Raw genomic sequence first — 13,032 nt, forward strand, 5'->3', positions numbered from 1 at the left:
GCCGTTGCCGCGCCGAATGCTACTGTTGCAGGCGCAGCATCACCCGCGAGAGGACATCCCATGCGTCGTAAAACCCTGCTTTTGACCGGAGCCAGCCGGGGCATCGGTCATGCCACCGTGCGCCGGTTCAATGCCGAGGGCTGGCGGGTGATTACCTGTTCGCGCCAGCCTTTCCCAAAGGAATGCCCTTGGGGTGGGGGCGAGGAAAACCACGTGCAGCTGGATCTGTCGGATCCCTCAGATACCATCAACGCGGTTGGCATCATTCAGGAACGGCTGGAGGATGGCAAGCTGGATGCGCTGGTGAACAACGCCGGGATCTCGCCCAAGGGACCCGATGGCGAACGCCTGAGCACGCTCAACACCGATCTGATGGACTGGGCCAAGGTGTTTCACGTCAATTTCTTTGCCTCCGTTGTGCTGGCGCGGGGCCTGCGCGAGGAACTGGCGGCCGCCAAGGGCGCGGTGGTCAATGTGACCTCGATTGCGGGCAGCCGGGTGCATCCTTTTGCGGGCGCGGCCTATGCGACCTCCAAGGCGGCTTTAGCGGCGCTGACGCGCGAGATGGCGCATGACTTCGGGCCGATGGGCGTGCGGGTCAATGCGATTGCGCCGGGTGAGGTGGAGACCTCGATCCTCAGCCCCGGCACCGACAAGATCGTGGAAAAACTGCCGCTGCGCAGGCTGGGTCAGCCCTCTGAAGTGGCGGATGCGATCTATTTCCTGTGCTCCGAACAGAGCAGCTATATTTCCGGCACCGAGATCGAGGTGAACGGCGCGCAGCACGTCTGAGCGGAGCGGGATTGGCCCGGCCTTGCGCGCAAAGCCGGGCCGAGGGTCAGCTGACCACGCGCTTGAGGCGGGGCAGGTTCGACAGGATCAACACATCCAGTGCCAGCACCGCCAAGAGCGTCAGACCCACCAGCGGGAAGGCCAATGAGGCAAAGAGCCCGATTAGCACAGCGCCTTTCCAGAACGGCAGATCCTGCGGCACTGGCGGCGCGGCAAGACGGCCTGCGCGCGAGGGGCGCCGTTTGAGCCACATCACCACGCCCGACACACAGACGAAGATCACCGAGAGGCAGAACACCGTGTTCAGCACGATGTTCCAAAGCCCCATGTCGCCCTCGTGAAAGGCAATGCCCACCGCCATGGACTTCCCGGCCAGTGAGTAGTCGGAGAATTTCACATCGGCGAGGATCTTGCCGGTGAACTGATCGACATGGACGGTGCGGTCGCACGTCGGGCAGGCGCTGTCGTTGCTCATGCTGTCTTGGTTGATCGTGTAGACGCCGGTGTCACTACCGGGAAACACGATGCGAAAACGGCCCTCGTAGCCCAGCGTGCGTGCCAGCGCGTAGATGCTGTCACCGGTCACAGCACTGCCTTCGGGCAGGCCCGTGATCCCGGCGTCAGAGCCGGATTCGGGCATCGGGGTCTGCTCCAGTGCCCAAGGCGTGTCCTTCATGGCGCCGTGGTTCATGTGGTCTGCGTGGGTGCTGTCCGAGAGCGGCACGGCCTCCCATTTCTGCGCCGGGAAGGTGGACCAGGCCTGCACAAAACGCTCGCCCCAGATCCCGGCCCAGGACAGGCCGGACACCAGAAACACCACCAGAATAAGCGAGATATAGACGCCGATCACCGCATGAAGGCTCTTCCACAGGGCGCGGCCCTTGGCGCGCAGGCGCGGCACAAAGGCAGAGGTCCAGTCGCCGCGGGGCCACCACAGATAAAGCCCGGTGAGCACCAAAACGATGGCGAGACCTGCGGCGATCTCGATGAGGCGATCACCGGTGTCGCCGATCAGCAATGTGCCGTGAATGTCAGAGAGGAAGTCATACCAGCCCGCGCGGCGGTCCCATGTCTCCACAACCTCGGCGGTGTAGGGATCAACGGCGACCATACGCATGCCGCCCTCGGTGGCGACGCGCACCACGGCGGCGCGATCTGCGGCCTTGGGGCCGATCCATTCAACACGCGTGGCGCCGGGAATGGCGTCCACGGCCGCTTGGGTCTGGGCCTCGATGGGCTGCACCAATGCGCCGACGGGCACGGCAACATATTCACCATCGCGCCCGTCAAAGATCGAAATATACATCATCGCAAGGCCGGTGACGGCCAGCATGATGAGAAATGGAATGACGTAGAGGCCCGCATAGAAATGCCAGCGCCATGCGGCGAAATAGAATTTTTGCGACAGATTCGGGGTGGCGGGACGGCTATCCGCGCCAGCGGTTTGGCTGAGTGCCATTGTGGGAGTTCTCCATACCAGTAAAGCCGCGTCAAAGCGCGGTGCAATCAGGGTGATTTTGCGAAGGATCAGGAGAGAGCGGGCGGGCCGCGGGCATCATAGCGCCAGTGAAACCCGGCGCTGTGATGGGTGAAGGGGGCGCGATACCACAGGTCACGCTCTGGCCCCATCAGGGGCAGAGGCAGTTGCGTGGCCGTATGGGCCGCGAGCTGCGGCTGGGCGGCGAGGGGACAATTGCGGCTGGCGCTTTCGTCCTCTTCGTGTTCGTCGTGCGCGGGCGTTCCCTCATCGAGGTCGACCCAACGTTCCTCCGGGCCGTTGCCCGTACAAAGCACCAGCAGCACCTTGCCATCATGCGCCGTCACCGGCATCCAGCCCGCCGGGATCAACCCGGCGATCAGGATGGCCAGCAGGCCCAGATATGGCATGAGGCGGCGCAGCGGCTTAGTCCAGATGCGCGATGATGGAGCGCAACGTGGCGATGCCGTCGCCTTTTTCCGACGAGGTCAGCACGATCTCGGGGTAGGCGGCGGGGTGTTTGGAGAGCGCGTCGCGCACCTGATCGAGGATCTTGGCGCGGTCTTTCTCCTTCACCTTGTCGGCCTTGGTCATCACCACCTGAAAGGTCACGGCGGCGCTATCCAGAAGCTTCATGATCTCCTCGTCGACCTTTTTGACACCATGGCGGGTGTCGATCAGCACAAAGGCGCGGCGCAGGGTCTGGCGACCGGAGAGATACTGTTTCAGCAGGCGCTGCCATTTTTCCACCACCGCCAGCGGCGCATTGGCGTAGCCATAGCCGGGCAAGTCAACGAGATAGAGCTCGGGCCCTTGGGTGAAGAAGTTGATCTCCTGCGTGCGCCCCGGCGTGTTTGAGGCGCGCGCCAACCCCTTGGTGCCCGTGAGCGCGTTGATCAGCGAGGATTTCCCCACGTTGGAGCGCCCGGCAAAGCAGACCTCGATCCGATCCGCTGGGGGCAGGCCGGACATGGCCACCACGCCCTTGAGGAATTCGGACTGGCCGGCAAAGAGCTTGCGCCCGGTTTCTGCGGCCACTGCTTCGGGATCTTCGGCGAGGGGGAAGGGAAGCTGCATCACAGAACCTCTAGGCTGTCGGAGAGCGCGATGTCGCCACCGCTCAGGACTTTGGCGCGGATGCCAAAATCGGTGTGGCCCCAATGCGCGCGCAGTGCCTTCAGCGTGTTGGCATCGCGTTCGCCGGTGTCGGGGTTGGTCTCGGTGGCGCGGCAGCGGGTGATGCGATCCACCACTTCCAGCCGGGTGGAGCCGATTTTCAGCTCCCGTCCCACCCAGTCGAATTCTTCAAAAGGGGCGGTGCCGTCGATCCAGAGATTGCCACGGAAACGGCGCGGGTCGAGGTCTTGTTCCAAGGCATCACCCAGCGCCTTTAGCGAGGTCAGCGACAGGATCGAGACGGCAGAGAATTTCGCATCCGCCATGCCGCCTGCAGGGGCCTTGATCAGGCTGTGGGGCTGGGGACGCTCGGCCGGGTAGATCGGCAACAGCCAGTCCAGAAGCCGCGCACCATCGGTGGCCGGATCAAGGGTGATCTCGCCTTGTTTGGGATGGCGCAGAGTGACCTGATCGCCGTTACACTCGGAGGTGATCGCCATCAGCTCGGGGCCGAAACAGCCACGGGCAAAGTTCCGGCAGGGCTGCCACGCGCCGGTATCCTCGGATGTGCCGGTCAGCACCGCCCAGGCCCGATCCAAAGGCATAGGCCCGCCTGTTTCCAAGCGGACCTCTGTCAGTGGTTCGGCCCCGATCCCTTTGATCGGGTGCCGCCACATTTGTTTGACAGTTGCTGTCATTTTTTATCGGCCTTCTCGGCTTTTTCACCGCGTTTGAAGCTCGACTTGATATTGCCGAACACATCCGGCGTGTAGCCGTGCGAACGCATGATCAGGTATTGCTGGGTAAAGGTGATCACGTTGTTGGTGATCCAGTAGACCACGAGGCCCGAGGCAAAACCACCCAGCATGAACATGAAGACCCAAGGCATCCACGCGAAAATCATCTTCTGGGTCTCATCGGCGGGGGCCGGGTTCAGCTTCTGCTGCAGCCACATGGAGATACCGAGCAGGATTGGCAGGATGCCGATAAAGACCAGCGCAAGGATCGAATCCGGCGCAGGCGCACCCCATGGCAGTAGGCCAAAGAGGTTATAGAGCGAGGTCGGATCGGGTGCGGAGAGGTCTTGGAACGGGCCAAAGAAGGCCGAATGGCGCAGTTCCAGCGTGACGAAGATCACCTTGTAGAGCGAGAAGAAGATCGGGATCTGGATCAGGATCGGCAGACAGCCCGCAGCCGGGTTCACCTTTTCGCGCTTATAAAGCTCCATCATCTCCTTTTGCATCTTCTGACGGTCATCGCCTGCGCGTTCACGCAGTTTTTCCATCTCAGGCTGCAGTTCCTTCATCCGCGCCATGGAGGCGTAGGATTTATAGGCCAGCGGGAAGACGAGGATTTTCAACAGGAAAGTGAGCGCGATGATCGCGACACCCATGTTGCCGATGGCGGCATTTAGCCAATGCAGCACAGCAAAGATCGGTTTGGTGAAGAAGAAGAACCAGCCCCAATCGATCGAGTCGAGGAAACCTGCGATGCCGCCACGTTCGTATTCGCGGATGGTGGCCCATTCTTTTGCACCGGCAAAAAGCTGGGTGCTGGCCGAGGTGCTCTCGCCCGCGGCGAGGGTTACGGTCGGCAATACAACGTCGGTTTGGTAGATGTCGCGGCGCTCGTCGTATTTTACGATAGAGCGGAATGCGTCGCCCGGTGCGGGGATCAGCGTCGACATCCAGTAGTGGCCCGTGAAACCGATCCAGCCGTTTTCAGTGACGGAAGTGATCTGAGAGCGCGAACCATCGCGCGGATCGGGGTCGAAATCGGTCATGTCGTCATAGTCGATTTCGGCCAGTTCCCCATCGGCCATGCCAACGACGCCTTCGTGCAGGACGAAGAAATTCTCAAGATTTGCAGGCAGGCCGTGGCGGGCCAAGGTGCCGTAGGGCGCGAGTGCGACGCTTTCGCCAGACGTATTGGTGACCGACTGGGTGATCGAGAACATATAGTCCTCGTCGATGGCGATCTCGCGCGAGAAGGTCAGCCCCTTGCCGTTGTCCCACGTGAGGGTCACCGGGGTTTCGGGCGTCAGCGTTGCGCCATCTGCCGCCTGCCAGCGGGTGTTGGCAGTGGGGACGTCCTCAATTCCGAGGCCCGTGCCCGGCGCCCAACCATAGAGCGCATAATAGGCGTTGGCCTGACCGGCGGGGGACAGCAGCGTCACGATGGGCGAATCGTCGTCCAGCGTTTCGCGGTAATCCTTGAGGCGCAGATCATCGATACGTCCACCTTTGAGCGAGATGGAGCCCTCAACCCGCGGCGTGTTGATCGCCAGGCGCGGGGCGTCCTCGGCTGCGTCAACCTCGGCGGTGGCGGCCGCGTCAGCCTCAGCGGTTGCTTCACCGGCACTGGGCGCGGCCGCAGGGCCAGAGGTGTCGCCCGGTGTCGCGGTGGTTTCGGTGACTTGTGCCGCTGGCTGCGGGGCCTCTTCCGGGGGCGGGAAGAAGAAGTACCAGCCGAGGATCACTAGGAAACTCAGAGCGGTTGCGAGCAATAGATTCTTGTTCTGATCGTCCATCTGGACAGCCACCTCATGCATGCAAAGTCAGGGTGTGGTTCAACAGAGGTCGGTCCAGAAGGTCAAGGGAAATCCGGGGATCGTAGTGCGCGCAAGGGGCGGAATCCCCAAAAACATTGGCTTTGGTGCGGCAAGTCGTATCAGAGTGGATGCAGCCCGCCTGTCTCGTTGCATAAGAGGGGGGCGTCTCCGGACGTGTATTGCAGCCGCCGGGATTCGCCGTTTTTGCCACGCCTAGATTGCCCCGCGATAGCCAGGCGAAGGCGTGGTATCTGTCGTCAGTGAAACCTGTCAGTGAAATCTGTCAGTGACGCTGGCGACCGATGGCTGGGGCGTCTTGCAGCTTAGCCTCGTGATTTATCACCCAATCGAGCGTCTGGTCGAAGGGCATCGGGCGGCCAATACCAAACCCCTGTACGTGGTCGCAGCCCAATTGTGCCAAGAGCGCATGCTCGCCTGCGGTTTCCACCCCTTCGGCGAGGGTTTTGAGGTCCAGACGCTCCGCCATGGTGAGGATGGCGGCGATCATCTTCTGCTGTTCGGGATCGTGATCTGCCTTGGTCACAAAGGAGCGGTCAATCTTGATCCGGGAGACCCGAAAGCGGCGCACGGAGGCAATCGAGGCATGACCGGTGCCAAAATCATCGAGATCTATGTGGCAGCCCATCTCGCCAAGCGCTGTGATATTGCGCGCCACAACCTCGTCGGGCTGATCGGTCATCACGGTTTCCAGCACCTCGACGGTGAGCCGGTCGGGCGTGAGGCCGAAGCGATCAAGTTCCCAGCGAATGCGGTTAACCAAAGCAGGGTCGCGCAGCTCGTCAGTGGCGAAGTTGACCCCAACCGACGGCACTTTCAGGCCAGCAGCGTCCCATGATTTGATCGCAGTCAGCGCCTGTTGCACCATGACCTGGCTGAGCTTTTGCAAAAGGCCAGCTTGCTCCAGTGCGGGCAGGAAAGCCGAGGGCGGGATCATGCCCTTTACCGGATGACACCAGCGCGCAAGGGCCTCGAACCCGGAGACGCGGCCCGTATCGGTGCAAATCTGCGGCTGGAACCATGCTTGGATCATGCCATTTTGCAGCGCGGAAGCGGCGTCCTCCAGCAGGTTATCCGTGCGGTTGAGGTGCACATGCGTATCGCTGGAAAAGGCACGGATGCTGGAGGGGCCAACGATCAGCGCCTCGTCGAGCGCGGCCACCGCGCACTCCAGCCAGCTGCTGCCTGCATCCTTGGGGACGCGGTGGCGCTGGCAAATGCCGATAGAGCAGGACACAAAGAGAGAGGTGCCGCCAAAGGGAATGGGTTCTTCGGCGCGGTACTGCAACCGGCCCGCAAGCTGGATGCACAGCTCAAGATCAAGCTGCATGATCGGGGTGAGGCAAATCGCGAACCGGTTGCGCCCCAGCCGGGCCACGGTGTCGCGATGGCGCAAAACCGAACGGATTCGCTCCCCGACGCGTTGCATCACGATATCCCCGGCATCCTGACCATGCGCGCCAATCAATTCGTCAAAATCGTCGATCTCGATCACCAGAAGCGCGGATTTCAGGCCGCTGTCCTCGGTGCGATTAAAAACGTCGCGCGTGTGGGTTTCAAACCCGGACGCCAGCAACAGACCCGTCAAGCCGTCACGCCCCGGTGTGACCACGCGTTTGCGGGAGAAACCAGAAAAGAGGGCAAATGTCAGCGGCAGGCCGAGCGCCACCGCCACCAATGCTTTTTCGCCACCAAACCAGAACGCCCCAAGGGTGAGCGCAGGCAGGAAGGCCAGCATCGGCGGGCCGAACACCACTTGCGAGATTCCGTCTCTGACCCGCTGTAGGAGACGTGAATACGGAAAATTCATGAGTTCGAGACCTTTCGACTTCGCCGGTGGTGCAAGCACAGACTAAATCGCGGGTCTGACTGAGGAGTTAACGCAGCTGCGGGATTTCCTCGGATTCCGTCACATCTTCGAAATTTTTAAGCGCCAACCCGGCAAAATCAAACAGCTTAGGGTCCAGAAGATGCGACGGGCGCGCATTCATCAGCGCCCGGAACATCACCTGACGCCGTCCGGGGCTGTTTGATTCCCATGTATCAATGATCTGTTTCACCTGCTGTCGTTGCAGCCCGTCCTGACTGCCGCAAAGATCGCAAGGGATGATCGGATAATTCATCGAGCGCGCAAATTTCTCGCAATCGGCCTCGGCCACATGGGCAAGGGGGCGAAACACAAACAAATCGCCTTCTTCATTAACCAGCTTCGGCGGCATGGTGGCCAGACGACCGCCGTGAAAGAGGTTCATAAAGAACGTCTCAAGGATGTCATCGCGGTGATGGCCGAGCACCACGGCGGAGCAGCCTTCCTCACGCGCAATACGGTAGAGATTGCCACGGCGCAGGCGCGAACACAGGGCACAATAGGTGCGTCCTTGCGGGACTTTGTCCATCACGATGGAATAGGTGTCCTGGTATTCGATCCGGTGTGGCACACCCATCTTTTCCAGAAACTCCGGCAGCACCGTGGCGGGAAACCCCGGCTGCCCCTGATCAAGGTTGCAGGCCAGCAGATCCACCGGCAACAGCCCGCGCCACTTGAGTTCATAGAGCACGGCCAGCAGGGTGTAGCTGTCCTTGCCGCCAGAAAGGCAGACCAGCCATTTCGGCACAGAGCCGTCCTCGCGCCGTTCCACCATGCCATATTGCTCCACCGCTTCGCGCGTGTAGCGCACGATACGTTTGCGGAGTTTTTTGAACTCGGTGGTCTGCGGCGCGCCGTGAAAGAGCGGGTGAATGTCGTCGATGTCCTGGTCCAGCATAAGCGCCCCGTAGCGCCTGTCTGAGGGCTTGCCAAGTAAAACCTGCATGAAGCCTGCGCAAAAGATCCGCAGACTTTCGATCCACGCGGGGGGATGGCGCGTATTCCCTCATGTAACAGCAGGGAGAGAGCGCGATGAAATACATATGGCGCGCGGCGCTGATGGTGACTGCAGTGCTGGCAATGCTGGGGCTTGCCAATTGCGGGCGGCCCTCGCTGGGGGATGCAAAACTCAGCGATCGGCAGCTCAATCTTGAGGACTATTTTGCCGGAAAAACAGTGGCCTACGGTCAGTTCAAGGATCGCTTTGGCACAGTGCGGCGACGGTTCAAAGTGGATATCGACGGCGCATGGGATGGCGAGCAGCTCACCTTGAACGAGCGGTTCGCCTATGCGGATGGCTCAAGCGAGACGCGCAACTGGGTGCTGACGAAAGCTGGCGCGGATCAATGGGTTGGCACCGCCGAAGGGGTGCAGGGGCAGGCGCAGGGGCGCGAGGTCGGAGACACGTTTAACTGGACCTACACCATTGATCTGCCGATGCCCGATGGCGACAGCATGCGGGTCGATTTTGACGACTGGATGTGGCTTCAGGAGGATGGGCGTCTATTGAATATCGCTTACATGCAGCGCTTTGGCGTGACGTTGGGCGAGGTTACGATCTTCTTTGAAAAACGCCAGTGACCTAGTGGTCGTGGCCGCAGCAGCGGTCATGCTCAGGGTCGGCGCCGGGCACCGGATCATAGCCAGAGCTGCCAAAGGGATGGCAGCGGGCAATGCGGCGTAGCATCAGATATGTGCCTTTGAGGGGGCCATGTCTCTCCAGCGCTTCCAGCGCGTAGGCGGAACAGGTCGGCTGATAGCGACAGTTAAAGCCCACCCATGGGCTGAACAGCAGCCGATAGCCGCGGACGGGGAGGGCGATGAGACGGGCGAGAAAGCGCATGACACCGACATAAGCGCTGGGATCTGACAGCGCAACTTTGATGGGGCGGCAGATCGCGCCGCGCAGCGGCGCTGGGCCCAACGGGGGAGGGGGCATTTTAATGCACCCGACACGGGCGGGAGCCTCCCGCTGTCAGGAGCCGTGGATTTTGCGCAGCGCGTAGGCAAAGTCTTTTTGCATTTGCTCAAACGGGCAGGTGGTGGTCTCGCCTGCGCGTCCGATCAGCACATAATCCCAGCCGGGTTTGCCGTGCTCTTTCAACAGCAGCCGCGCGATTTCACGCAAGCGCCGTTTGGCGCGGTTGCGCATCACCGCGTTGCCGACCTTTTTGGAACAGGTAAAGCCAACCCGAAACGGATCATCGTCGCCGCGCTTGCGTCCCTGCACCATCATCGACCTTGTGCCCTGCTTGCGCGCGCGGGCGGCAGCGAGGAAATCGCCGCGTTTGGTCAAGAGTTCCATTCCCGCCCGAATCTTTGCAGGCTTGGACGGGCGCGGGGCGCGGCTTGTTTTGGGGGTGGCAGATGCGCAAACGGACACCGCCGGAGGCTGTGTCCCCTGGTCAGCTTTGCCGTCCATGGGAGCCTCCGGCGGTGTCATGTCCGTCAGAACCAGTCGTTTGAGCGCGAAAACTTATGCGCTCAGGGACTTACGACCGCGTGCGCGGCGTGAGTTCAGGATTTTGCGGCCTGCCTTGGTGGCCATACGCGCACGGAAGCCGTGGCGGCGTTTGCGAACCAGGTTCGAAGGCTGATAGGTGCGTTTCATCGCTCCGGTCTCCAAATGTTGTCATCGGGTACGGCGCGGAATCGCCCCCCGGGGTCTATCTCGAAGCCCGGTCTCTAGACGCCTGATGCCCGGCTGTCAAACCCCATGCGGGCAATTTCAGCGCCTGCTGCCATATTTCTGTTAAAAAACGCAAGGCGCGGCGCGATCGAACGGGGCAAATCGCCCAATGGCGCGGCGGTGACACGTCATCGAAGGGAATCACTTACACCAAAATGCACAGCGCGCAACGTCGAGGAAATGTTTCAATTCTGTCATCGAAGGGCCCGGATCATCACGAAACGGCAGGCCGTCATCAAGCGGGCGTGAGAGAGGCTGCAGCGCTCTCGCCATTTCCACATCTAGAGCGCTAGAGCAAAAGAGCACCCGCACCGACGGATGCCTGCAGAGCCCGCGTAAGGAATATGAGATGATGAGCGAAACCCCGCCCTCCCCGCCCCAAAAGACCTGGGCCAGACATGTGCCCTTGGCCCTCGTGGCGGTCGTTGCCATCATTGGGGCTGTGACCCTCGGGGATGTGCTGTCGTTTGAAACCCTGCGTGACAACCGCGAGGCGCTGTTGGCATTTCGGGATCAGAACTATGTGGGGCTCGTGTTGGCGTTTCTGGCCGCTTACATCGTGATTGTTGCCTTTTCGTTGCCGGGCGCGGCGGTGGCGTCAATGACCGGGGGGTTCCTGTTTGGTCTGATCGCGGGCACCGCGTTCAACGTGATCGCCGCCACCATTGGGGCGATGGCGATCTTTCTGGCCGCGCGCTGGGGGTTGGGGGCGACACTGTCGGCCAAGATGGCGGCCAGCGAAGGCCGTGTCCAACGGTTGAAAGCTGCGCTCCATGACACCGAGATCGAGGTGCTGCTGCTGTTGCGTCTGGTGCCAGCGGTGCCGTTTTTTGTCGCGAACCTCCTGCCGGCGCTGGTGGGGGTGAAGCTGTGGAATTTCTTCTGGACCACGGCGCTGGGCATCATTCCGGGGGCGATTGTGTTCACATGGATTGGTGTCGGTTTAGGCGAGGTGTTTGATCGCGGCGAAAACCCGAACCTCAGCCTTTTGTGGGAGCCGCATGTCTTGGGGCCGATCCTTGGTCTGTGTGCCCTGGCGGCGCTGCCCATTGTCATCAAGGCCCTGCGCGGCAAGACGGAGGTCTGAGAGATGCAATCGATCAAATGTGATCTGCTTATTATCGGTGCGGGGTCCGGCGGGCTGTCGCTGGCGGCGGGTGCAAGCCAGATGGGGGCCGATGTGGTGCTGCTTGAGGCGCACAAGATGGGCGGCGACTGTCTGAACTACGGGTGCGTTCCGTCAAAGGCGCTGCTGGCGAGTGGCCATATGGCCCATGCACAGGCACATGGCGCGGCGTTTGGCATCGCGGATCATGCGCCTCAGGTGGATTATGCCGCCGCCAAGGGCCATGTGCAGGAGGTGATCGACACCATCGCGCCGGTGGACAGTCAAGAGCGGTTTGAAGGGTTTGGCGTGCGGGTCATCCGTGAACAGGGCCGGTTTGTCAGCCCCAATGAGGTGGAGGCTGGCGAGACAAGGATCACCGCGCGGCGGATCGTGGTTGCCACGGGGTCCAGCCCGTTTGTGCCACCGATACCGGGGTTGGAGGATGTGCCCTATCTGACCAATGAAACGCTGTGGGATCTCAAAGAACGTCCGGCGCATCTGATTGTGATTGGCGGCGGCCCGATCGGCATGGAGATGGCGCAGGCGCATCGCCGTCTGGGCAGTAAGGTCACGGTGCTTGAGGCGCAGGGCGCGCTGGGGCGCGATGACCCGGAGGCGGCAGCCTTTGTGCTGGAGCGTTTGCGCGGCGAGGGGATCGACATTCGCGAACACACCGCAGCGCAGGCTGTGCGGCAGGAGGCAGGCAAGATCGTGGTGCAGACCAGCGCCGGGACGGTCTCTGGCTCGCATCTTTTGGTGGCGGTGGGGCGCAAGCCCAATATCGACGGGCTGAACCTTGCGGCAGCAGGGGTCGATGTCACACGCGCCGGTATCAAGGTCGGGCCGGACCTGCGCAGCAGCAATTCCAAAGTCTACGCCATCGGGGATGTGGCCGGGCAGGGGCAATTCACCCATCTGGCGGGTTATCACGCCAGTGTCATTATCCGCTCTTTGCTGTTTGCCCTGCCCGCCAAGGCCAAGGGCGACCACATCCCGCGGGCCACATATACGGATCCGGAGATCGCCCAAGTGGGGCTTACGGAGGCTGAGGCGCGCGAAAAATACGAGGGGCGACTGGAGGTGGCGCGGTTTGACTACGGCCACAACGACCGCGCCATTGCGACCCGTCAGGCGCGTGGTTTCATTAAGGTGATGGTGGTCAGGGGCCGCCCGGTGGGGGCGACCATTGCCGGTCATCAGGCCGGAGAGTTGATCGCCACATGGTCGCTTGCCATTGCCAATGCGATGAAGATGAGCCAAATCGCCGCAATGGTTGCGCCTTATCCAACAATCGCGGAACTTAACAAACGGGTCGCGGGGGCGTATTTCTCACCGAGACTATTTGAAAATTCCGGCATAAAACGGGTTGTCCGGCTGGTGCAGCGCTGGCTACCCTGAGGCGAAAACGGGGACT

14 protein-coding genes are annotated in these 13,032 nt (G+C 61.5%); 4 read left to right on the top strand and 10 right to left on the bottom strand.

The window, feature by feature from the left end; translation table 11 throughout:
- The first annotated feature begins 60 nt into the window (after positions 1–60).
- On the top strand, positions 61–792 hold the full coding sequence (locus QNI81_RS01235) for an SDR family NAD(P)-dependent oxidoreductase (protein ID WP_065334421.1): 732 nt from the start codon (positions 61–63) through the stop codon (positions 790–792).
- A 46-nt stretch (positions 793–838) separates the two neighbouring features.
- Here QNI81_RS01235 and QNI81_RS01240 read toward each other — a convergent pair whose 3' ends face one another.
- From QNI81_RS01240 to ttcA, 7 genes are all read right to left on the bottom strand, one after another.
- Positions 839–2,251 (bottom strand): PepSY-associated TM helix domain-containing protein, encoded by a 1,413-nt coding sequence (locus QNI81_RS01240; RefSeq protein ID WP_283967092.1) that lies wholly within the window; start codon positions 2,249–2,251, stop codon positions 839–841.
- Between the two features lie 68 nt (positions 2,252–2,319).
- The gene (locus QNI81_RS01245) at positions 2,320–2,679 is read right to left on the bottom strand and encodes a DUF2946 family protein (RefSeq protein WP_283967093.1); all 360 of its coding nucleotides are present in this window, start codon (positions 2,677–2,679) and stop codon (positions 2,320–2,322) included.
- A 16-nt stretch (positions 2,680–2,695) separates the two neighbouring features.
- On the bottom strand, positions 2,696–3,346 hold the full coding sequence (gene yihA, locus QNI81_RS01250; protein WP_005635897.1) for a ribosome biogenesis GTP-binding protein YihA/YsxC: 651 nt from the start codon (positions 3,344–3,346) through the stop codon (positions 2,696–2,698).
- A complete protein-coding gene (locus QNI81_RS01255) occupies positions 3,346–4,083 on the bottom strand; it encodes an MOSC domain-containing protein (RefSeq protein ID WP_283967094.1) in 738 nt (245 codons plus the stop codon). Before QNI81_RS01255 ends, yihA begins: the two co-directional genes overlap by 1 nt.
- Positions 4,080–5,915, bottom strand: coding sequence for a membrane protein insertase YidC (gene yidC, locus QNI81_RS01260; RefSeq protein ID WP_046002749.1), 1,836 nt, complete (start codon positions 5,913–5,915; stop codon positions 4,080–4,082). The genes QNI81_RS01255 and yidC overlap by 4 nt, the downstream gene beginning before the upstream one ends.
- Before the next feature lie 304 nt (positions 5,916–6,219).
- Positions 6,220–7,764, bottom strand: a complete 1,545-nt coding sequence (locus QNI81_RS01265; RefSeq protein WP_283967095.1) for a putative bifunctional diguanylate cyclase/phosphodiesterase — start codon at positions 7,762–7,764, stop codon at positions 6,220–6,222.
- 67 nt (positions 7,765–7,831) lie between these two features.
- Entirely contained in the window at positions 7,832–8,719 is an 888-nt protein-coding gene (gene ttcA, locus QNI81_RS01270; RefSeq protein WP_039982583.1) for a tRNA 2-thiocytidine(32) synthetase TtcA, read from the bottom strand.
- Between the two features lie 134 nt (positions 8,720–8,853).
- On the opposite strand from ttcA, the gene QNI81_RS01275 reads away from it, so the two are divergent.
- Positions 8,854–9,402, top strand: a complete 549-nt coding sequence (locus tag QNI81_RS01275; RefSeq protein WP_283967096.1) for a DUF3833 domain-containing protein — start codon at positions 8,854–8,856, stop codon at positions 9,400–9,402.
- A gap of 1 nt (position 9,403) precedes the next feature.
- Here QNI81_RS01275 and yidD read toward each other — a convergent pair whose 3' ends face one another.
- The 3 genes from yidD to rpmH all read right to left on the bottom strand — a co-directional run bounded on the left by yidD (position 9,404) and on the right by rpmH (position 10,432).
- A complete protein-coding gene (gene yidD, locus QNI81_RS01280) occupies positions 9,404–9,664 on the bottom strand; it encodes a membrane protein insertion efficiency factor YidD (RefSeq protein WP_168595064.1) in 261 nt (86 codons plus the stop codon).
- A 132-nt stretch (positions 9,665–9,796) separates the two neighbouring features.
- A complete protein-coding gene (gene rnpA / locus QNI81_RS01285; protein ID WP_283967097.1) occupies positions 9,797–10,264 on the bottom strand; it encodes a ribonuclease P protein component in 468 nt (155 codons plus the stop codon).
- Positions 10,265–10,297: 33 nt separating this feature from the next.
- Positions 10,298–10,432, bottom strand: a complete 135-nt coding sequence (rpmH, locus tag QNI81_RS01290; RefSeq protein WP_005632162.1) for a 50S ribosomal protein L34 — start codon at positions 10,430–10,432, stop codon at positions 10,298–10,300.
- 427 nt (positions 10,433–10,859) lie between these two features.
- Here rpmH and QNI81_RS01295 point away from each other — a divergent pair, with 427 nt between their 5' ends.
- Together QNI81_RS01295 and QNI81_RS01300 are read left to right on the top strand one after the other, a co-directional pair.
- Positions 10,860–11,597: a TVP38/TMEM64 family protein gene (locus QNI81_RS01295; protein ID WP_283967098.1), complete on the top strand. Its 738-nt coding sequence runs from the start codon at positions 10,860–10,862 to the stop codon at positions 11,595–11,597.
- A gap of 3 nt (positions 11,598–11,600) precedes the next feature.
- On the top strand, positions 11,601–13,016 hold the full coding sequence (locus tag QNI81_RS01300) for a dihydrolipoyl dehydrogenase family protein (RefSeq protein ID WP_283967099.1): 1,416 nt from the start codon (positions 11,601–11,603) through the stop codon (positions 13,014–13,016).
- The last annotated feature ends 16 nt before the right edge of the window (positions 13,017–13,032 follow it).

It is taken from the genome of Tritonibacter sp. AK171 (assembly GCF_030127025.1).
GTDB classification, from domain to species: Bacteria; Pseudomonadota; Alphaproteobacteria; order Rhodobacterales; family Rhodobacteraceae; genus Epibacterium; species Epibacterium mobile.

What these genes read in the sequence shown, in the direction of transcription:
- QNI81_RS01235 (WP_065334421.1), top strand. Translation starts at nt 61, where the DNA reads ATGCGTCGTAAAACCCTGCTTTTGACCGGAGCCAGCCGGGGCATCGGT.
- QNI81_RS01240 (WP_283967092.1), bottom strand. Translation starts at nt 2,251, where the DNA reads ATGGCACTCAGCCAAACCGCTGGCGCGGATAGCCGTCCCGCCACCCCG.
- QNI81_RS01245 (WP_283967093.1), bottom strand. Translation starts at nt 2,679, where the DNA reads ATGCCATATCTGGGCCTGCTGGCCATCCTGATCGCCGGGTTGATCCCG.
- yihA (WP_005635897.1), bottom strand. Translation starts at nt 3,346, where the DNA reads ATGCAGCTTCCCTTCCCCCTCGCCGAAGATCCCGAAGCAGTGGCCGCA.
- QNI81_RS01255 (WP_283967094.1), bottom strand. Translation starts at nt 4,083, where the DNA reads ATGACAGCAACTGTCAAACAAATGTGGCGGCACCCGATCAAAGGGATC.
- yidC (WP_046002749.1), bottom strand. Translation starts at nt 5,915, where the DNA reads ATGGACGATCAGAACAAGAATCTATTGCTCGCAACCGCTCTGAGTTTC.
- QNI81_RS01265 (WP_283967095.1), bottom strand. Translation starts at nt 7,764, where the DNA reads ATGAATTTTCCGTATTCACGTCTCCTACAGCGGGTCAGAGACGGAATC.
- ttcA (WP_039982583.1), bottom strand. Translation starts at nt 8,719, where the DNA reads ATGCTGGACCAGGACATCGACGACATTCACCCGCTCTTTCACGGCGCG.
- QNI81_RS01275 (WP_283967096.1), top strand. Translation starts at nt 8,854, where the DNA reads ATGAAATACATATGGCGCGCGGCGCTGATGGTGACTGCAGTGCTGGCA.
- yidD (WP_168595064.1), bottom strand. Translation starts at nt 9,664, where the DNA reads ATGCGCTTTCTCGCCCGTCTCATCGCCCTCCCCGTCCGCGGCTATCGG.
- rnpA (WP_283967097.1), bottom strand. Translation starts at nt 10,264, where the DNA reads ATGACACCGCCGGAGGCTCCCATGGACGGCAAAGCTGACCAGGGGACA.
- rpmH (WP_005632162.1), bottom strand. Translation starts at nt 10,432, where the DNA reads ATGAAACGCACCTATCAGCCTTCGAACCTGGTTCGCAAACGCCGCCAC.
- QNI81_RS01295 (WP_283967098.1), top strand. Translation starts at nt 10,860, where the DNA reads ATGATGAGCGAAACCCCGCCCTCCCCGCCCCAAAAGACCTGGGCCAGA.
- QNI81_RS01300 (WP_283967099.1), top strand. Translation starts at nt 11,601, where the DNA reads ATGCAATCGATCAAATGTGATCTGCTTATTATCGGTGCGGGGTCCGGC.